Origin of the sequence: Clostridium sp. BSD9I1 (genome assembly GCF_900185645.1) — a bacterium.
GTDB lineage: Bacteria > Bacillota > Clostridia > Clostridiales > Clostridiaceae > Clostridium_AK.
On the sequence record NZ_FYAM01000026.1, the window covers coordinates 1 to 21,433 of the forward strand.

Consider the following 21,433-nt stretch of genomic DNA (forward strand, 5'->3'; position numbering starts at 1 on the left):
CCTGAGCCAGGATCAAACTCTCAATTTAAAAGTTTAATCTGTTTCGCTCATCGCGTTTCTTAACATTTAACTGTTAAGTAATTGACTGGTTTCTATTCTCTGTTCAATTTTCAAAGACCCTGTCGCTTTAAGCGACTTTTTATATATTATCATTTTTATTTTGATATGTCAACAACTTTTTTTAAGTTTTTATTGACTATTTTGTCATCTCTTGTGACGACATGTGTTATTTTATCATAGGATCAAATCTAATCCTATGATATATTTATTATTAAATGAAATTAGCTTGTTAAATTTAATCATTTTATCAATTTGCTATATTTTCCGTATATAGATACACCAGAGTAAGTGTATATGAAATACGTTTATTTCTATTAATATAGCCTTAAATTGTTGTTATATTTTCACTTATCCTGTTCTATATTTTTAATCTCACCTTTAAAAGCTTCTTTTAAGGATACTATTCCTGGTAATATTCCTACAATATATACACCCTCATATTCATATAAACTTTCTGCTCCCTCTTCTATTATACCTATAAAAAGTATGATGAATATATTAAGCTTTTTAATAATAGTACCTACTCCAAAAGAGCTTTACTAAAAACTGTTTGGTTATCTACTTCTACTTCTGCAGTAAGTACATATTTTCTTCAAGGTTAGTATATTAAATTGCTAGTTCAACTCCCTCCTTCATATTAAAGCACATTTTATCAATTCTTATGTTCTATATTGGATATGAGTTGTCACTGCAGCTTGATTACTTTCTATATACTACCTCTTTTGATTTAATAATCTCCTATAATTCGTTTGAATTATTCTCATAACTATATATTTTTACATCTTTTTATAATTTTTTTATATTTTTTTGTTGACTTATTTTAAATATCATAATATAATAAACTTGTTCGATGAACAACCCTTTAACTTTATATTTATGCCGAAGTGGCGGAACTGGCAGACGCACAGGACTTAAAATCCTGCGGGCCTAACAGCCCGTACCGGTTCGATTCCGGTCTTCGGCACCAAAAGAGATTTGATTTTCAAATCTCTTTTTTTTATCTGTGCATATCTTTTGCATTATATATACTCTCCCTAATTTATAATTATCTTCCTTATAAAATACTATTCCTATTCTACTGTTAGCAAAGTATCTCTTGATCTTTTCCTTTTTAATTTTCAAACTTTCTCTATATTCTTAATCATAAAGTAATGTATATTTTACTTAATATATAACTAAACTATAATTACTTTACTTATGTTTACAAAGTATCACATATACTTTTGCTTATATTATTTTAAATTTTTCAAATTTTCATTTAACATTCTATAAAGTTGTAGTATAATTAATGTAAATTGTAGGTTTATTTTTTATTTATAAACTATAAGGGAGGTTATAACTATGAAAACAATAGTAATTTTCGAAAAAAATTCAAATGAACCTCTACCAGCTAATTATAAATTGTATTTAGATTCATTTATATGCAATTGTATATTAGATGGAGATTGTAGATTATCTAATTTAGTATATAACTACACAAAAAATTACGATACTTCTAAAAGGCCTTTTAGTTTTTCCGATTTTTATGTAGATTGTGCAGATAATAATGATGAATTTTTCCCTTATGAAGTTGTAAGAATGGACTTTTCCTCTGAATATCCTGACATTACAGATGCATTTATAAGAGGTGTTAAAAGCAAAGTCTTTTATGCAAAGGAAATAGACCTTCCAGTAGTAACTACCTTAGATGTTATTTCAAACAAACCCGAAGAATTGTATCTCGCTACCTTGTAATTTATACCTAAAGTTTAATTATTAATATGTATATAAAAAAGAAGTTTGTACATGCAAACTTCTTTTTTTATATAATCCTCATATAAAATGAAAAAATCCACAAACTGTGGATTTTTCTATAATATTATTAATTGTTATTACATAATTCCTATAGCTGAAAGTATTAAAAGTATTATTCCTATAAAAATTCTATACACTGCAAATATTCTCATAGGTTTCTTCTGAAGGAACTTTAGAAACTTTTCCACTACTACTAAAGCTACTATAAAGGAAGCTATGAATCCTATTGTTAAAGCAACTACTTCTATACTGCTCATAGCCATACCGCCTTTTATAAGACTTAAACCTGAAGCTCCTACCATCATTGGTATTGCCAAGAAAAATGAGAATTCTGCTGCTGCTACAGTTGAAAGTCCTGCAATCCATCCACCAATTATAGTTGAAGCTGACCTTGACATACCTGGCCAAAGAGCAAGACATTGAAATACTCCTACCATAAAGGCTTGTCTTACAGTTATTTGATCCACATCATTAATTTTCTTTCCTCTTCTATACTTATTCTCCATAACTATCATAAGTATACCACCTACCACTAAGGCTATTGAAACTGGAAATGTATAAAAAAGCTTTGCTTCTATCATATCATCAAATAAAAATCCTAGTATAACTCCAGGAATAGCTGCAACAATTATATTTGTCCAAAACTTAAGTCCTCGCCTATCTGGTGCAAATATATTCTTTACACTATTCCAAAGCTTATTCCAATATAAAACTACAATAGCTAAAATCGCACCCAATTGAATAACTACTGAAAATAAATTTGCAAATTCACCAGTAAATCCAATTAACTTTCCTGCTAATATTAAATGCCCTGTGGAAGATACTGGAATAAATTCAGTAAGACCTTCTACAATTGCCATTATAATGGCTTGAATTATAAGTAACATATAATCACACTCACTCTCAAAATTTTAAGTTTTCCCATATACTCTTATGTTCAGCACTTTATTATTATACTACCTTTCTATCAGGTATAAAAGACAAAAATACAGCATTGTAAATTACCAATACTGTATTTTTATATTAATTTATTTTACCTTTATTAAAATTCATTATTTTTTATACTGAAGTATTATTTCTTTTATTGCTTTCTTGCCATCTTCTGAAAGCCTTATATTTGTTTTTCCTTCTTTCATAGATATAGTTTTAAACATACTTATTTTTTCCCAAGGTTTATTGTCCACACTTATAAAATAATCTTTAATATTCCCACTATTTTTAAATGCTGCAACATTTATAGCAAGCTCTTCTTCCTTTTCTCCTTCAGTAGCATTTTTCTTTTGAATTATCAAACTCCCCAGCTTATCGCTATTGTCATTTTTATACTCAATTCTTGGCGACCTATTAAATAGTGTATCCTTTTTGACAAAAATAGTTGGTCTTATAAGTCCCCCTTCTATTCTCACTTCAGGCATATCTAAACTTTTACTATAACTTATAAAAGAATTACTCTTTGCTGAGCCATATATGTTATTGTCAATTTCTATGGTGTAGGAATATAAGTATGCTTTGAGCTTTTTAACATACTTCTCCAAATCCTTTATTCCAGTAACCTTTATGTTATCCATACCCATATTTAGCACTTCTGTAGCACTTAAAGGCTTTCCTTTATATTCTATATAACAATTATTTACTACATCAAGCATTATCCACTTACTATGTTTATCACTCCAAACCTCACAAACTTTATAATAGGAATCCTTTCCATCTTGCTGACTATTCTTTATTCTATACTCTCCACGTCTTGCATATATTCCTAATGACGAAGCCGCTTGGCTATATACAATAGCAAAATCCTTATCAGAAAAAGTTGCATTTGCTGCCGTTGCTTCCTTTAATATACTTAAAGCATCTTCTTTTGTGCTAATACTTCCTTTACTATATTTCATCTTAGTATTTATCCATTTCATTAAATTTAACGATTTTTCAAAATCATCTCTTCCATTCTTTACTACTTCACTCAACTTGTACTTATCCTTTAAAAGCTGAAGATTAGATTCCTCTGGATTTTCATAATAAAATTTAATATTGGAACCTTCATAAAAATTATCCCATTTCTCTACAAAGACTCCCTTTTCACTTTCTTCCTTTTTACCCTGATTATTCGAACTACACGCAATAAATGATACTGAAATTAATATTATAACAAATGTTAAAAATTTATTTTTTCTCAATAAAACCACCAACTTACCTTTTATTAAATAATAGATGATAACTTAGGGCGAAAGTTGGCTTAAAACCAACTCTCTACATTAAGCTATTATTTAGTATTTACTACTTTTATCGTGTATTGGGAGTAGCACTTAAGATATCATTAGATACATCCTTAAATCTTTTAAAATTTTCTGCAAACATATTTGCAAGTTTTATAGCTATGCTTTTATATATATCTTTATTTTCCCAAGTATTTTCAGGATTTAATATATCTTGTGGAACATCTCTGCAGCTTGTAGGAATCATAGTTTTAAATATTGGATGTTCTATAAACTGTGAATTTTCTAATTCTCCATCAAGTATTGCTTTTATTATAGATCTAGTATACTCTAATGGTATTCTTCCTCCCTTATTATATCCTCCTGCAATCCATCCCGTGTTTACCAAATATACATAGGCTCCATATTTGTCTATTTTTTCTCCAAGAAGCTCTGCATAAACCTTAGGATTCATAGGCATAAATGGCTCCCCAAAACATGTGGAAAAAGTAGCTGTAGGTTCCATAATGCCTCTTTCAGTACCTGGAATTTTACTAGTATATCCAGACATAAAATGATACATTGCTTGTTCTCTAGTAAGTTTCGATACAGGAGGTATTACTCCAAAGGCATCTGCAGTTAAAAATATAATATTTTTAGGGATATTTCCCCTGCCACTTAACTCTGCATTTTCTATATACTCTATAGGATAAGCTGCCCTTGTATTTTCAGTTAAACTATCATCGTCATAATCAGGAACCTTATCTTCCCTTAAAACTACATTTTCAAGAATACTTCCAAATCTTATAGCGTTATAAATTTCTCTTTCCTTATTACGCGATAATTTTATCGTCTTTGCATAACATCCACCTTCAAAGTTAAATACTCCTTCTTCACACCATCCATGTTCATCATCACCTATTAGTTTTCTATCTGCATCCGCAGATAAAGTTGTTTTTCCCGTACCCGAAAGGCCAAAAAATAAAGCTGTATCCCCATTATCGTTCATATTAACTGATGCGTGCATAGGAAATACTCCTTTACTTGCCAATAAAAAGTTCATAACTGTAAACATTGATTTTTTTATTTCTCCTGCATATTTAGTTCCACCAATAAGAACAACTTTTTCCTTAAAATTTATTATTACAAAGGCTTCAGAATTTACTCCATCTGCCTTTCCTTGTGCTTTAAAATCCGGCGCAGCTATAACCGTAAATTCTGGGATAAAATCCTCAAGTTGATCTTTTGAAGTATTCACAAACAATTGATTTACAAATAAACATTCATATGCATATTCACATATAATTCTTGTTTTTAAGGCATATTCTTTCATCGAGCCCACAAAACCTTCAAATACATACACATCTTTTTCTATTAAATGTTTTATTACCTTATTATATAAATTATAAAATACCTCTTCTGATACAGGTTTGTTTACCTTTCCCCAGTTAATTTCCTTTTCTGTAGTTTGTTCCTTTACTATAAATCTATCCTCCGGAGATCTTCCAGTATATTTTCCTGTGTTTACAACTAATGCTCCATTTTCTGCAAGTACACCTTCTCCATTTTTTATAGCAATTTCTACTAATGCAGATACAGGTAAGTTTCTATAAGCCTTTTTAAATTTCTCAAATTTAACCATAACTTCTTCATCCCCCTAGAATTTGTATTCATATATTATATGAATACATGATATTATTTGACTAACTATTAGAAGCAAGTATGTAAATAAATCACAAAAACATCCCTACTAAGTAGTTTATATAACAGTGTTTTTAACTGTACTACTTAGTAGGGATGTCTTTACAAATAAAACCTCAATTTTTAATAAAACATTATAAGCTCAGGTACCTGAAGCTTTGAGTTTCCTTTTGCTTTCTTATATTGTTCAAGTAATTCTTTAGCCTTTTGGTAATTTTCCTTTATAGTTCTTCTAGTATATTCATCAGTATCATCTTTAATTCCATCATAGGCTTCTTTTAGGTTATAAACTCCTCTTTGGATGTTTGATGCTGTCATTACATAATAGCATCCTGCATTATTTAATGTTAATATATCTTTATTATCTGCTTCAAAAGCAAGTCTTGTTTCTTCTATAGCAAGCTTATCACGTCCATTTAAGAAATATATAGTTCCTAAAGTTCTGTGGTATTTTGGATTTTCATCATCTAATTTTATAGCTTGTCTAAGTACCTGTACCGCCTCTCCATCTTGCTTATTTGCAACATATATAAGGGTTATATTGTACTTTATTTCAGGATCATTAGGTCTTACTATTTCTGCAAGTTCAAAGTATTCTAATGCTTTCTTATTACTATCTGTAGTTTCCCAATAGTAATCTGCTATGTTTAACATTATATTGTAATTATAAGGCTCCATAAGCATTGCAGTTCTGAAATATGGTTCTCCTTCTATGCTCTTATTTTTTTGCTTTAATATTTCAGGCATTAAGAATGCATAGTTATCTGGATAACTTGGATTTAAATACATAGATTCCTTAGCATATTCTTCAGCCTTTTTCAAATCCTTTTTCTCTAGGAAGTGCCAGGAAGCAATATGATATGCTCTATAATCCTTTTTATAGTTTTTTAGTACATCTTCTATGATTTTATCGGCTTCCTCAATTTTCCCAGTATTGCTATATATTGAAGACAGTATAACTTGCTTCTCAAGCTTTCCTATGTCCTGGCCTTCAATTTCCTTGATCATATTTTCTGCATCTAAAGCAGTTTCCTTATTGGCTGAATATAATTTTGCCATCCACATCTTATATGCCGGCTCATTAGGATTTTCGCTAATTAGATTATCTATATCTTCGAGCAGACTATTTTTATCGTATAATGCAATTTGGGATAATACGTCATAAACTTTAAATTCATCCTTATCTTTATCCCAGGCTTTTTTAAGCTCTTGAAATGCCTTTTCTTTTTCCCCTAAGAGCATAAGCATTCTGCTCTTTTCTGCTATATCATAGGGTGAATTTTCATCTATAGGGTAGGTTTCTAAAAGCCTTTTAGCATTATCTATATTTTTATTTGCCATATAAACTGCAAACATTGTCTTATTTAATTGCTTATCCTTGGGAAAACTTTCGAGTCCCCTTTCTCCATCTTCTAGTGCTAATTCGTAATCATCATTCATATATTCTGTGAATGTTATAATATTTATGGTTTCTGAATCTAACTTGTCTACATTTTTTGCTTCTTCTAAATACTTAGCTGAATTTTCCTTATCTCCTTTTATGGAGTACACTTGAGCAATTTTAGCTTTCCAAAGTGGATTTTTATCCTTATTAAAATAAGCTTCATATTCCTTTACAGCATTATCAAAATCAGCTGCATAAAAATATTGTTCCCCTTTATTGTTTGCTATATTATGTGTTTTATTTTGTAAACTCTTATATGTAAACATTCCACCAAAGATGATCACTACACCTAGTATAATCCCTAAAATTTTATAGTTTTTCTTTATAGATTCTTTCAAAGAAACCATACTCTTATTTTCTGGGTTATTCGGTGTTTCATTAGTATTACTCATAAAATTTCCTCCTTTTAAATAAACTATATACGTATTAAATACGAATATCTCACTAAAATTGAGATGGTTGGTTTGTAATGAAATCACAAATTTCTACAAATCATGCATACCACATATGATTTTAACAGAATTAAGTTAATAAATCCACAGGATTTAATTGTATTTTGTCAATTTTCAGTATATATTAAAGTATATACCATTTATTATTAAGGAGGATGAATATGAAAAGCTCTCATAAAAAAGGAGTATTTATAGGATTTTTGATAATTGGATTATTAATCATGAGTGGAATCATTTCCTACATATTATATTACTCTGTTACTAATGAAAAAACTGCTGTTAAACCTACCGAAACTACAAAGCCACAAAATACTTCTAAGGAAGAAAATAATAAACCTAAAGATAATGAACCTAAGCAGGATGTTAAAACTAATGTCCTATTAAGCTTTGCAGGGGACTCTACAATTGGTCATGACACAAACTTTGGGTTTGCAAATAGTCTTCCTGCAGTGCTACAAAAAAACGGCAACGATTATTCTTATTTTTTTAAAAACGTACTCCCTATATTTAAAAATGATGATTTAAGTGTAGTTAATCTAGAAACTACCTTTACTAATTCTAACTCCAGAAAAGCAAAACAATTTAACTTTAAAGCAGATCCAGAATACGCAAAATCACTTACATTAGGTTCTGTTGAGGCAGTAAACATTTCAAACAATCATATATATGATTACAATAAGGAAGGCTTTAATGACACTGTAAACACATTAAAAAGCAATGATGTCGGCTTCTTTGGGGAAGGGTATAAATACACAAAGGATATAAATGGTGGAAAACTTGGATTTCTTGGCTATACAGGATTTTACGCTGATGAAACTTTCTTTAAAAAACTTAAGAGTGATATACAATCCTTTAAAGATGAAGGCCGTATTGTAATAATAAATTTTCACTGGGGTGCTGAAAATATGTATTATCCGGTGGAAAGTCAAACACTTATTGCTCACACGGCAATTGATAATGGAGCAGATTTAATAATAGGTCATCATCCTCATGTTGTTCAAGGTATAGAACAATATAAGGGAAAAATAATAGCTTATAGTCTTGGCAATTTCTGCTTTGGAGGCAACTTTAATCCTAAGGATAAAGATACATTTATACTGCAAGTAAAATATAATTTGATAAATGGGTCTCCTCAATCCTATGAAGTAAAGGCTATTCCTTGCAGTATTTCTTCTGTAAACTATATAAATGATTACTGTCCTACACCAGCTCAAGGTAGCGAAAAAACAAGGATACTTAACAAGTTAAATAACATATCTCAAAGTTTTGGATTTAGTATATCCGATGAGTTTAAAATTATAAAATAGCTTATAAAGCACTAATAATAAGAAATGGATAAAACTTTCTAATACAAGTTTTATCCATTTCTTATTTTGAATTTATAAATATTAGCCGTTTTTAGCGAAATGAATAGCTTTCCTAAATGCAAAAACTTTACCCTAAAATATCACACCTCATGTTTAAAAATATCGCCAAAAGATATAATTTGTATTATAATTAGTAATTGTAAGTAAATAATATTCTTCTACGGGATAACCAATTCTACAGCAAAGGATGTGTTTAAAATTAACATAAAAACTGGTTTAAGTATAATAATCTCCAAAATAGTACTTAAATTATCAAAAACCTTTTTAAAAGGTGGAACTAATTTCCCAGGAAAAGTTGCATTAAAAGTCGATAATAATATATTAAAAACTGTAGCAAGAGACTATAAAGTAATACTTGTTACAGGGACAAATGGGAAAACTACAACTACAAATATGATATATTCCATGCTTAAGGATAGTGGAAAGAAAGTCATTTCCAATAGCACTGGAGCTAATATGCTTCCTGGAATAGTTGCTTCTTTTATAGAACATTACAAATTCGGTCATTCATACGGGGAAAAATATGCTGTAATTGAAACAGATGAAGCTAATGTAAAATTAGTTACTGAATATATTACTCCTGAAATAATAACAATTACAAATTTATTTAGAGATCAATTAGATAGATATGGCGAAGTTTATACTACATTAAAAAAAATAGTGGAGGGACTAGAAAAAGCTCCTTTATCTAAGCTTATACTAAATGGTGACGAATCCTTACTTGGAGATTTAGAAATCCACAATGCAACAGTTTATTACGGGTTTAATACTTCAATAGATGATAATAAAACTATAGATATAAATGCAGATGCAAAGTTTTGCAAAAACTGCAAGCATCCTTATCAGTACAATTTTCTAACTTATAATCATTTAGGAGATTTTTATTGTGAAAACTGTGGATATAAGAGGCCTCATCTTACATATTTTGTAGATAAAATTCACGAACAAACTCCTGAGGGTTCCTATGTGAGTATAAGTGGAACAGATCTCTTCATAAATCAATCTGGTACATACAATATATACAATGCTCTTTGTGCTTTCTCTATTGCAAGAGAGCTTGGAATTGAAAAGAAAATTATTGTAAATTCGCTGAAGAGTCAAAAGAGTAGCTTCGGGAGACAAGAATCCTTAAATATAGACGGAAAAGAAGTTAAAATAGTTCTTGTTAAAAATCCTGCAGGCTGCGACCAAGCTATAAATACCATATTCCTTGATAAAAGGGAAATAAGCCTTGTAGCTCTCTTAAATGATAACTACGCCGATGGACGTGATGTATCTTGGATATGGGACGTAGGCTTTGAAAAATTATCTTCTCTTAATATAAAAGATGTACTAGTTGGAGGGGCTAGGCTTTATGACATGGCAGTAAGACTTAAAGTAGCTGGTCTTAAAGAAGACGCCTTTCAAACTTACGAAAGTCTCGACTCACTTTTAGAGGGTATTAAAAATACTAGTACAAATACAGTATACGTACTTGCTACTTACACTGCTATGCTTGAATTTAGGAAATATCTTTTCAATAAAAAATATATAGAAAAACTTTGGTAAGTTAAATAAAAAAGAAGGTGAAAAAAATGGAACTTAATATATGCCATCTCTACCCTGATCTTTTAAATGTTTATGGCGATATTGGGAATATACTTATCCTTAAATATCGTGCAGAAAAAAGAGGTATTAAAGTTAATATAGACAATATTTCTCTTAACGATGAATTTGATGCTTCTAAATATGACATAGTCTTCTTTGGTGGAGGTCAAGATTACGAGCAATCCATAGTTGCGGATGATTTAAAAAATACTAAAAAAGAAGCACTAACAGAATATGTAGAATCCGGAAAAGTGCTACTTGCTATTTGTGGTGGATATCAGCTTCTTGGCAAATACTATACAACTCCTGATGGAGAAAAACTCGATGGTCTCGGAATATTAGATTTATATACAGAAGGTGGAGGCACTAGATTCATAGGAAACACCATAATATTAAATGAGGAATTAAATCAGACCTATGTCGGTTTTGAAAATCACTCTGGAAGAACTTATATAGGAGATTTAAAACCTTTAGGAAAAGTAATTAAAGGCTATGGGAATAATGGCGAGGATGGATATGAAGGATGTATATATAAAAACACCTACTGTACATATTTTCACGGTTCTCTATTATCCAAAAACCCTGAACTTGCTGATCTTCTTATAAACAAGGCCCTTGATAACAAATGTGATAATTTCAAATATGTTTGCTTAGATGCAATAGATGATACTCTAGAACTTAAGGCAAAAAATGTAGTTATTAAAAGCTTTTATAAAAAATAGCTCGCAATATGCGGGCTATTTTTTATCTTTAAACATATTAAGTACTTGTATATTCACATCGATAATACTATATAAAATCCTTAATAATTACAGACTATAAATAGTAAGGGAGTGATAGTAATTGCAACAAAGTAAATTAGGCACCGTTAGATTTAAGCTTATAATGATGGCTATAGTACTTCTTATCCCCGGTGTAGTCATAGGCTTAATTAGCTTTAACGTAGCAAAATATCAACTAAATGAACAAGGAAAAGTAATTCTAAAAAACAGTGTAAAAAGCGTAATTCAATTAATAAGCGAAAAACAACAATATGTTGACAAGGGTATCTTAACCCTAGAAGAAGCCCAAGAACAAGTTAAAGTATTCATGCTTGGAAAAAAGAACTCAGATGGTACAAGAACTATTAACAAAAATATTGATTTAGGAGAAAATGGATATCTCTTAGCTTACACTCAAGATGGAGTTGAAGCTGTTCACCCATCTCTAGAGGGCAAAAGCGTTTGGGATGTAAAGGATAAGAAAAAGGGGTTTTTCTTCGTTCAAGAGCAAATTAAAATTGGGAATAATGGTGGTGGATTTTTAGAATATTCCTGGACACTTCCTGGCTCTGAAAAAATCGCCTCAAAAATAACCTATCAAGAAACAGATCGTAATTGGAATTGGGTTATAAGTTCTGGTACGTATATGAATGACTTTAATAAGGGTGCTTCTGTTATTTTAAAAATACTTTTAATTACATATGCTGTTGTATTAGCTTTAAGTGCTGTGTTTGTATTTATGTTTGCAAAGCATATATCCACTCCTATTAAATTAATTGCAAATACTGCTAGCGAAATAGCATCTGGAAATCTTAATATAAGTAATTTAGAAATAAAAAATAATGATGAAACTAAAATTTTAAGTACTGCATTTAACCACATGATCAAAAACATTCAAGTCATAATAGAAGATATTAAGAACTCCTCTGCTACGGTATTTAGCAGTTCAAAATCCCTTGCAGATATATCAGAAGAAACTGCTCATTCTATGAATGGTATTAAGCAAAATGTTAGTGAAATAGTTAGTAGTAGTATGATGCAAACAGAAGAAATTCAAAATGGGTTTGAAAAAATTACAAAACTTGCTACAGAAATTGAATTAATTTCAGAATTTACAAATGAAATAGGTAAATTATCAAATACCACTAACTCCCAAGTTGAATTAGGACTTATTACGATTACTGAATTAATAGATAAAAATAACAAAAATAATGCAGTTATAAAAGACATGGAACAAATTATTAATTCAATAGCAGCTAGTTCAGAAAATATAGGAAGTATTACAAATGTAATTAAAAATATATCTGAGCAAACCAATCTTCTTGCATTAAATGCCGCTATTGAAGCTGCTAGAGCAGGAGAAGCTGGCAGGGGTTTTTCAGTAGTTGCAGATGAAATAAGAAAACTTTCAGAAAAAACAAGTACATCTACAATAGAAATAACAAACCTTATTAATGAAATACAAAAAAAATCGGATAATGCCGTATCATCTATGATTGAAGTAAATGACATCATTGAAATTCAAAAAAAATGTGTTAGTGGAACTGAAAATATATTTAATGATATATCAACTTATATACATCAGTTGATTATTAAAATTGAAAGTACCAGAAACTCTCTAAAAGAGATCAATGAAAATAAAAATAATGTGGTTACTGTTATAGAAAACTTATCTTCTAGCTCAGAGGAAAATTCGGCATTAACAGAGGAAGCTTCTGCAACCATGGAGGAATTTGCTCAAAATATAGGCAAGTTAAACAATCTTGCTTTAGAACTTGAAGATTTGTCTGAACACCTCAACTCTACACTGAATAATTTTAGATAATATTCAATATTGAATTATACAATTAATAAAACATCTAGTTTGTTTGATATACTAAGAAGAAATCATAGATTTCTATAGATTATTCACCTTGGTTACTGTACAAGAAGCTCTAATATTCATAACTTTAAATCATCTAAACCCTCTAATACTCATTCAACTTGAATAGCATAAAATTCTTAGTGATGTTTTAAAGTTATAAATAAAGAGCTTCTAATGTTGTTCAATACTTTCTACAATACAAATCACATGCTATGATTGTTTACTATATCCATATCCGTTTGAATTGTTTCTATGCCAATTCCATGCAGTTTCTATTATAGTTTCTAATGAATCAAACTCAGGCTTCCAGCCAAGTTCTTTTTTTGCCTTTTCTGAAGATGCCACAAGTACTGCTGGATCTCCTGCTCTTCTAGGCGCTACTTCAGCTTTAATTTCCTTTCCTGTAACCCTTCTTGCAACTTCAACTACTTCTTTTACTGAAAAGCCCTTACCATTTCCTAAATTATATACAGCACTTTCTCCACCATCCATTAATCTCTCTAATGCTAAAAGATGAGCTGATGCTAAGTCATACACATGTATGTAATCTCTTATACATGTACCATCTTCTGTTTTATAATCATCTCCAAAAATCATTATTTTATCTCTTTGACCTAGAGCCACTTGAAGTATTATTGGTATTAAATGTGTTTCAGGATTGTGATGTTCTCCTATTTTACCACTTACATGGGCTCCTGCTGCATTAAAATATCTTAACGCAGTATATTTTATACCATAAGCATTATCACACCATTTTAATATTTTCTCTACAGCAAGCTTTGATTCTCCATAAGGATTAGTAGGAAAAGTTTTATCATTTTCAAGTATTGGAATATTTTCAGGTTCCCCATAAGTTGCTGCAGTAGATGAAAACACTATATTTTTCACTCCATAATCCTTCATTGCACCAAGAAGACTTAATGTGCCTCCTACATTATTTTCAAAATACTTAATAGGTTCTGATACACTTTCACCAACTAGTGAATCTGCTGCAAAATCAATTACTGCTTCTATATTATTTTCTGTAAACACCATATCTAAAATTGCCCTGTCTCTTAAATCGCCTTTGTAAAATTTCCCACAAAGTACCGCTTCTTTGTGTCCCTTTTGTAAGTTATCAAGAACTACTACATCCTTCCCATTTTCCAAAAGATATGCCACCATGTGACTGCCTATATATCCTGCTCCCCCACATACCAATATTGCCATTTAAAACTCCTCCTAAATCTTAATTTCGTTTTAAAAGTTTTTGTAACTTCTCTTTCAACTCTTCATCTTTAGTTAAATTATAGCAAACCATGTAATAACCTATTGCATCATCAATTCTGCCTGATTTCTCAAATTCACTTGCCATCCCATATGAAATTTCTATCCATGTATAGTCTGGTTTGAATAAAACACCATGTTTTTTAAATACTTCAGGTGTTATATTGATATAATGTTCTATATCAATATTTATATTTGCTGTTTCACTTATATAATCAAGTTCTCCATTTGCTATTTCTGTTTCCTCCCAAAAGTTACTATATAAATAGCAACATATGGCTTCTTTCCACAAACCTTTTTCTGTAAAATAGCCTCCAAGCATTCTATAAGAGCGTGCTAGCTCTTCTGGAATATAACATAATTTTAAGCTATCTTTAATAACTTCAAATATGTCTTCTTCATTGTTTAACATAGCATGTATAGAAGCCTTTTGAAATACAAATGCCATATTAAGAGGATTACACTTTATACCTTTCTCTATATACTTTAATGCTTTTTCCAACTCACCCTTTTTAATTAATATATAAACATATTTTTCAAGTATTAAAGCTATAGGAAGCACTGGCTTTTTTATTATTTTATCATTTTCAAACTTATACTTATAATAAATTTCCTCTAATGGATTTCTAAATTCCATATATAAATTTATCTTGTCTCCTCTACATATATCAAGCATAGGCAAATAATCTAATATAATCTTTTCAGCTTTTTCAATATTATTTTCATTTATATATTTCTGCACTAACTTTAACTCTTCCATTATTTTATTTATATCTCCTTCATAAGCGTTATCAAAATCTTCTTCTTCTTCATTATATAAAATTCTTCCAATAATTCTATTTATCTCATCTATTATTTCATCACCATATTCGTGATCTATATAATCACATTTTAAAGATTCAAGAATTTCTATGTCTTTTTCTTTATTACCGGTTAACTTACTGCTAATAAGCTTCATTTCATTATTATATTTTTCAATAGACATATATTTATCTCCTTTTACTTTTATCTTATATCTTGGCATAGACCTTTATACTTCTAAATTCTACACAACTGATTTAATTCCTTCCCTTTTGCTTAATTTACATAATTTTCTGCATTGAACTTATTACAATTTAATTTTATGATATAATTTATATGTGAATTTTATAAGGATATTTGATATAAATTATATTCAGTAATATGAGGTGATAAAATGTTAACTACGCAAATAGGTCTTAGAAATATTAAAACCTCTTTATCTGTAGTATTATGTATATTATTATTTCAAGGTATACACAGACCTTATCCTTTTTATGCCTGCATTGCTGCAGTAATATGTACTCAAAGCACTGTTGACCAGTCCTTCAAATCTGGCATGGATAGACTGATCGGAACGGCAATAGGCGGATTTTTAGGAATGTTTTTATGCTTCCTCCAAGAAACCTTTCCATTTTTTGTACTTCATGCACTTCTTACTGGTATTGGAATAATGCTTACTATATTTATTTGTAATGCCATAGGACGTAGAGGAGCTTGTTCTATAGGCTGTATTGTTATTTCAGCTATAATGACAAATTTAAAGGATGTTCCCTATACCCTTTATGCATTAAATAGAATGCTTGATACATTTATCGGTATAATAATTGCATTACTTATAAACAAATACTTTTTCACAAGATATAGCAAGGAACAGGAGAAACTTAATGATATCCCAAGATAAATTTTTACAAGTTATTAAATCCTTAGATATAAATTTGACCACTTCTCAAATGAAAGCCGTGACCACTATCAATGGTCCTTTAGCCTTTATTGCAGTTCCTGGAGCTGGAAAAACTTTAACTGCCATTACAAGAATTGCAAATATGATATTGTGTCATGATATTCTTTCTGAAAACATACTAGCAATAACCTTCAGCAAAGCATCTGCTCAAGACATGAGAAAAAAATTTTATGATAGATTTGGTAATGTAGTTGTAGATAAAGTTCATTTCTCAACAATTCATTCCTTTGCCTATTCTGTAGTTATGCACTACAGTAAGCTCATTAATAAAAATTTTATATTAATTGAGGGAAATTCTACTATAAACAAAGGAATGATATTAACAGATCTTTATAGAAAGTATAATTATGAACATTTAAGTGAGGATAAGCTCGAAGAATTATCTAGCTATATAAGCTATATAAAAAATTCCATGCTTCGTTACAAAGATTTATTAAAGGAAGATGAAGACATATTCCCTATACCTCACTTCCTTGATGTATATAAAAATTATCATGATATTATGGTAGCAAATAATTATCTTGATTTTGATGATATGCTTACTTATTGTTTAGTAATACTTGAAAAAAACACTGAACTTTTGAATAGATATAGAAGTAAATATAAATATATACTTGTAGATGAAGCTCAAGACACTAGTAAAGTACAGTATGAAATTATAAAACTTCTTGCAGCTCCTTTAAATAACTTATGCCTTTTGGGAGATGATGATCAAGTACTCTATTCTTGGAGAGCAGCTTTTCCTGAAGTACTTTTAAATTTCAAGAAAAATTATCCTAGTGGTGATATCGTATTTGCAGAGCAGAACTTTAGATCTACTAAATGCATTGTATCTGCTGCTAATGAATTTATTAAACAAAATAAAAACAGATATAGTAAAAATATGATTACAGAAAATACTCAAGGCTCAAATATAAAGCTTATAACCCTAACCTCTATAGATGAGCAATCTCAATATATTATAAATCACTTAAAAAAAGAAAGGGATTATAAAAATACTGCTGTGCTCTTTAGAAATAATATATCTGCCCTTCCCTTAGTAGATTTATTTAATGAAAATAACATTCCTTTTTATATTAAGGATGTGGTACCTCACTTTTTTAATCACTGGATAACAAAGGATATACTAAGGTTCTTAGAATTTTCTGAACGGCCTTTTGACTACAGCATATTCAAAGATATATATTATAAGATGGGAACTTATTTAACCAAGCAAGATATTCAAAAGCTTTATTCTGAAATAGATAATAAAACAAGTATATTTCAAATACTAAATACAAAATATCCCGATAAAGGGTTTATAGATTTTCATATAAAATTTGATATCTTAAAGAATAAAAAAACCTTTGATGCTTTTTCATATATAGAAAATGAATTAGGATATAAAGATTATTTAAATAAATACGCTAAAGACTTTAAATATTCTATGGATAATATAAATACAATACTTACAACTCTAAAAGCACTTACTAGTAACACTGAGAACATAACTGAATTTAAGAAAAAGCTAAATGATTTAGAATTAACTATGCGTAAAGCAAAGTGTGTGACAGAAGGTGTTACTCTTGCTACCTTTCATAGCAGTAAAGGCTGTGAATGGGATACGGTATTTATAATAGATATGATAAAGAATATTTTCCCAACTATAACAAGCATAAAAAAGGCAGTGGAAGATGATGATTTTACTGAACTTGAAGAGGAAAGGCGTCTTTGCTATGTTGCAGTAACCCGTGGAAAAAAACAGGTATATTTAATTCATCCCAAAGGTTCTAGTTCAGCATTTTTTGATTTCTTTCAAAAGTATAATAATAAAAAATTAGAGGAATCTCGAAAAAAAGATCAAGAAATTCAAAAAATTAAACAGGATAAGGAATTTAAAATTGCCCTAGACTCCTTAACTATAGGTAAAAAGATTACCCATAAGCAATTTGGAGAGGGGGAAATTATAAATTTAAAAGCTCCAAATATGGAAATTAGATTTTCAAGTAACATAACAAAAAACTTATCCATTGAGATTTGCTTAAAAAATGGACTGATCAAATAAAAAATGCGACATTTTAAACCAATGTTGGATGGTTCGTATAGAATTTACATCTAGGAAAGCGGTTCATTTCGCTAAAAGCGGCTAATATTTACAAATTTAAAATCCCTAAGTCTTCTAAACTCGCTATAGCTCAAACAGTAGAAGACTTTATACAGTATTTTAAATTTATAAACAAAGCCGCTTTAAAGCTTATTCAATGCTTTCTACGATGTAAATTCTATACTATATTCACCATTTAAAATATCACTCACACCTGTTACAAGGAGGAAATTCAGTTCAGTGAATTTCAACAATAAATATTAATATTCAGTATTAACTATTAGCTAAAATACAGAATTAGTGATTAGAGACTAACTCTAAGCTCTTCCCACAACTAAACTTTCTCCATTTACATTTACATCTACCTTTACAGTAGTTCCTTCGTAAATTTCTCCCCTTATAATCTTTTTAGCAATGGCTGTTTCTAGGGTGTTTTCAATATAACGCTTTAAAGGTCTTGCTCCATAAATAGGATCATAGCCCTCCTCAGCCATAAGCTCTTTTGCTTTTTCAGTTATTTCTAATCCTATATTTCTATCGCTTAATCTGTGTCTTATATCTTCTAGGAATATATCAATTATTTTTGTTATCTGATTATTAGATAGCGGCTTAAACATTATAATATCATCTAATCTATTTAAAAATTCTGGCTTAAATCTTGACTTAAGTTCTCCTAAAACTTTATTTCTTATACTGTCATCTATTCCTTCCTCAACAGTATTATCTAATAGATGGCTGCTTCCAATATTTGAAGTCATAATTATTATTGAATTTTTAAAATCTACGGTTTTACCTTTATTATCTGTAAGCCTTCCATCATCTAATATTTGAAGGAATATATTAAATACGTCATCATGAGCTTTTTCAATTTCATCAAACAGTATTACACTATAAGGCTTTCTTCTAACAGCTTCAGTTAACTGTCCTCCTTCTTCATAACCAACATATCCTGGAGGCGCACCTATAAGACGAGATACTGTGTGCTTTTCCATGTACTCAGACATATCTATTCTAATTATATTTTCTTCACTATCAAATAATGTTCTCGCTAAGGTTTTTGCAAGTTCTGTTTTACCAACTCCAGTTGGCCCTAAAAATATAAATGAACCAATAGGACGTTTTGGATCTTTCATTCCTGCTCTTGCTCTAATTACTGCATTAGATACTGCAGTTACTGCTTCTTCCTGTCCTATCACTCTATTATGAAGGTCTTCTTCAAGTCTTAAAAGCTTTTCTTTTTCTCCTTCAAGCATTCGAGATACAGGTATTCCAGTCCACTTAGAGATTATTTCAGAAACTTCCTGTTCTGTAACCTCTTCTTTAAGCATATTACCAGATTGATTTTCATTAATTAAACTTTCCTTTTCTTCAATTTGTTTTTCTATGATTGGAATAACACCATATTTGAGTTCTGCTACCTTATTTAGGTCATACTCCCTTTCAGCCTTTTCCAGCTTCCCTCGAGCATCATCAAGCTCTTCCTTAAGATTTCTAACTGATACTATTTGATTTTTTTCCTTTTCATATTTTGCGGTCATTTCCTTATCTTTATCTTTTAAATTACTGAGTTCCTTTTCTAAAACTTCAAGTCTTTCCCTTGAATATACATCCTCTTCTTTAGATAGCGCTTCCTTTTCTATTTCCATTTGAAATATTTTTCTTTTTATCACATCAAGCTCTGTTGGAAGACTATCTATTTCTGATCTAATCATAGCTGCTGCTTCATCTATTAAATCAATTGCCTTATCTGGAAGATATCTACCTTGAATATACCTTGAAGAAAGCTTGGCTGCAGACACAATTGCTGAATCATGTATTCTTACTCCATGATGTATTTCAAACTTCTCTTTTAGACCTCTAAGTATTGAAATACTGTCTTCTACCGTTGGTTCATCTACAATTACAGGCTGAAATCTTCTCTCAAGTGCTTTATCTTTTTCAATGTATTTTCTGTATTCATCAAATGTTGTAGCTCCTATACAATGAAGTTCACCTCTTGCTAGAAGTGGTTTTATAAGATTTCCAGCATCCATAGCTCCTTCACTCTTACCAGCTCCTACTATGGTATGAATTTCATCTATAAATAATATTATTTTTCCTTCACTTCTTTGAACTTCTTTAAGGACAGCTTTAAGTCTTTCTTCAAATTCACCCCTATACTTTGCACCAGCAATAAGTGCCCCCATATCAAGTGAAAATATAATTTTATTTTTAAGCCCCTCAGGTACATCTCCTCTTACTATTCTTTCAGCTAGACCTTCTACTATAGCTGTTTTACCAACCCCTGGTTCTCCAATTAATACAGGATTGTTTTTAGTTCTCCTGGAAAGTATTCTTACAACTCTTCTTATTTCTTCATCTCTTCCTATAACTGGATCAAGCTTATGGACCTTAGCATCATTAGTCAGATTTCTTCCATACTTGACTAATGCTTCATAGGTTCCTTCTGGGTCCTGAGTATCCACTCTTTGATTTCCTCTAATTTCAGACAAAGCATTTAAGAAATTTTCTTTAGTTATTCCAAATTTATTTAATATATTTCCTACTTTACCTTTGCTATCTATGTCCATTATAGAAAGCATAATATGCTCAACACTTATATAAGAATCCTTAAACTTTTTAGAAATATCTTCTGCTTTTATAAAAATTTCCTCAAATCTGCGAGTTGGATAAACAGCTCCACTCCCTGCTCCCTCTCCTAAAACCTTAGGCATGCTATTAAGTTCTTTATTTGTTTCATCATTAAGCATTCTTATATTTATTCCCATTTTCCCAAAGATATTTGGAATTAATCCATCATCTTGGGAAATCAAAGCTGAGAATAAATGTATTATATCGATTTGCTGATGATTATGTCTCACTGCAACAAGTTGTGCTTCATTTATAGATTGTTGAACCTTTAAAGTTAATTTTTCAATATCCACGCTAATCAACTCCCTTTTTAGTAACAAATATTTTCGTAATTAGTAAATCAGTACTAATAATAATTACTGATAACTAAACACCCCACCTATAATATTTATTTTTTACATATTAGAATATTAAAATTCAGCTTCGTAACATAAGTCTTATGATAGTTATATATTATATTATAGGTCAA

At 29.9% G+C, this 21,433-nt stretch carries 14 protein-coding genes and 1 tRNA gene; 8 read left to right on the top strand and 7 right to left on the bottom strand.

The annotated features are described in order from the left end of the window. Positions 1-938: 938 nt before the first annotated feature. Positions 939-1,027, top strand: a tRNA-Leu gene (locus tag BSD9I1_RS16310). 374 nt (positions 1,028-1,401) lie between these two features. Next, positions 1,402-1,794: a hypothetical protein gene (locus BSD9I1_RS16315; protein ID WP_035311057.1), complete on the top strand. Its 393-nt coding sequence runs from the start codon at positions 1,402-1,404 to the stop codon at positions 1,792-1,794. 137 nt (positions 1,795-1,931) lie between these two features. On the opposite strand, the gene BSD9I1_RS16320 is transcribed toward BSD9I1_RS16315, so the two are convergent. The 4 genes from BSD9I1_RS16320 to BSD9I1_RS16335 form a co-directional block, all read right to left on the bottom strand. Beyond that, positions 1,932-2,741: an undecaprenyl-diphosphate phosphatase gene (locus BSD9I1_RS16320; RefSeq protein WP_035311059.1), complete on the bottom strand. Its 810-nt coding sequence runs from the start codon at positions 2,739-2,741 to the stop codon at positions 1,932-1,934. 165 nt (positions 2,742-2,906) lie between these two features. Next, the gene (locus BSD9I1_RS16325) at positions 2,907-4,028 is read right to left on the bottom strand and encodes a transglutaminase domain-containing protein (RefSeq protein WP_186431222.1); all 1,122 of its coding nucleotides are present in this window, start codon (positions 4,026-4,028) and stop codon (positions 2,907-2,909) included. Positions 4,029-4,134: 106 nt separating this feature from the next. Next, positions 4,135-5,688, bottom strand: a complete 1,554-nt coding sequence (gene pckA, locus BSD9I1_RS16330) for a phosphoenolpyruvate carboxykinase (ATP) (RefSeq protein WP_186431223.1) — start codon at positions 5,686-5,688, stop codon at positions 4,135-4,137. 182 nt (positions 5,689-5,870) lie between these two features. Further along, the gene (locus tag BSD9I1_RS16335) at positions 5,871-7,583 is read right to left on the bottom strand and encodes a tetratricopeptide repeat protein (RefSeq protein ID WP_186431224.1); all 1,713 of its coding nucleotides are present in this window, start codon (positions 7,581-7,583) and stop codon (positions 5,871-5,873) included. A gap of 221 nt (positions 7,584-7,804) precedes the next feature. Between BSD9I1_RS16335 and BSD9I1_RS16340 the strand changes: the two genes are divergently transcribed. The 4 genes from BSD9I1_RS16340 to BSD9I1_RS16355 all read left to right on the top strand — a co-directional run bounded on the left by BSD9I1_RS16340 (position 7,805) and on the right by BSD9I1_RS16355 (position 13,183). Beyond that, positions 7,805-8,950, top strand: a complete 1,146-nt coding sequence (locus tag BSD9I1_RS16340) for a CapA family protein (protein ID WP_242966536.1) — start codon at positions 7,805-7,807, stop codon at positions 8,948-8,950. 249 nt (positions 8,951-9,199) lie between these two features. Beyond that, the gene (locus BSD9I1_RS16345; RefSeq protein WP_186431226.1) at positions 9,200-10,558 is read left to right on the top strand and encodes a Mur ligase family protein; all 1,359 of its coding nucleotides are present in this window, start codon (positions 9,200-9,202) and stop codon (positions 10,556-10,558) included. Between the two features lie 26 nt (positions 10,559-10,584). Then, positions 10,585-11,319, top strand: coding sequence for a type 1 glutamine amidotransferase (locus tag BSD9I1_RS16350; RefSeq protein WP_186431227.1), 735 nt, complete (start codon positions 10,585-10,587; stop codon positions 11,317-11,319). Between the two features lie 121 nt (positions 11,320-11,440). Further along, positions 11,441-13,183 carry a methyl-accepting chemotaxis protein gene (locus BSD9I1_RS16355; RefSeq protein ID WP_186431228.1) on the top strand — a complete coding sequence of 581 codons (1,743 nt, stop codon included), beginning with the start codon at positions 11,441-11,443 and terminating at the stop codon, positions 13,181-13,183. 249 nt (positions 13,184-13,432) lie between these two features. Here the strand turns inward: BSD9I1_RS16355 and galE are convergent, their stop codons facing one another. Together galE and BSD9I1_RS16365 are read right to left on the bottom strand one after the other, a co-directional pair. Continuing rightward, complete coding sequence (galE, locus tag BSD9I1_RS16360; protein ID WP_186431229.1) at positions 13,433-14,431, bottom strand: UDP-glucose 4-epimerase GalE; 999 nt, start codon at positions 14,429-14,431, stop codon at positions 13,433-13,435. 19 nt (positions 14,432-14,450) lie between these two features. Next, entirely contained in the window at positions 14,451-15,473 is a 1,023-nt protein-coding gene (locus tag BSD9I1_RS16365; protein WP_186431230.1) for a lipopolysaccharide assembly protein LapB, read from the bottom strand. Between the two features lie 210 nt (positions 15,474-15,683). Here BSD9I1_RS16365 and BSD9I1_RS16370 point away from each other — a divergent pair, with 210 nt between their 5' ends. Both BSD9I1_RS16370 and BSD9I1_RS16375 read left to right on the top strand, forming a co-directional pair. After that, on the top strand, positions 15,684-16,190 hold the full coding sequence (locus tag BSD9I1_RS16370; protein ID WP_186431231.1) for an aromatic acid exporter family protein: 507 nt from the start codon (positions 15,684-15,686) through the stop codon (positions 16,188-16,190). After that, positions 16,174-18,294 (top strand): ATP-dependent helicase, encoded by a 2,121-nt coding sequence (locus tag BSD9I1_RS16375; protein WP_186431232.1) that lies wholly within the window; start codon positions 16,174-16,176, stop codon positions 18,292-18,294. Before BSD9I1_RS16370 ends, BSD9I1_RS16375 begins: the two co-directional genes overlap by 17 nt. A 356-nt stretch (positions 18,295-18,650) precedes the next feature. On the opposite strand, the gene clpB is transcribed toward BSD9I1_RS16375, so the two are convergent. Continuing rightward, a complete protein-coding gene (gene clpB / locus BSD9I1_RS16380) occupies positions 18,651-21,257 on the bottom strand; it encodes an ATP-dependent chaperone ClpB (protein WP_186431233.1) in 2,607 nt (868 codons plus the stop codon). Positions 21,258-21,433 lie beyond the last annotated feature (176 nt).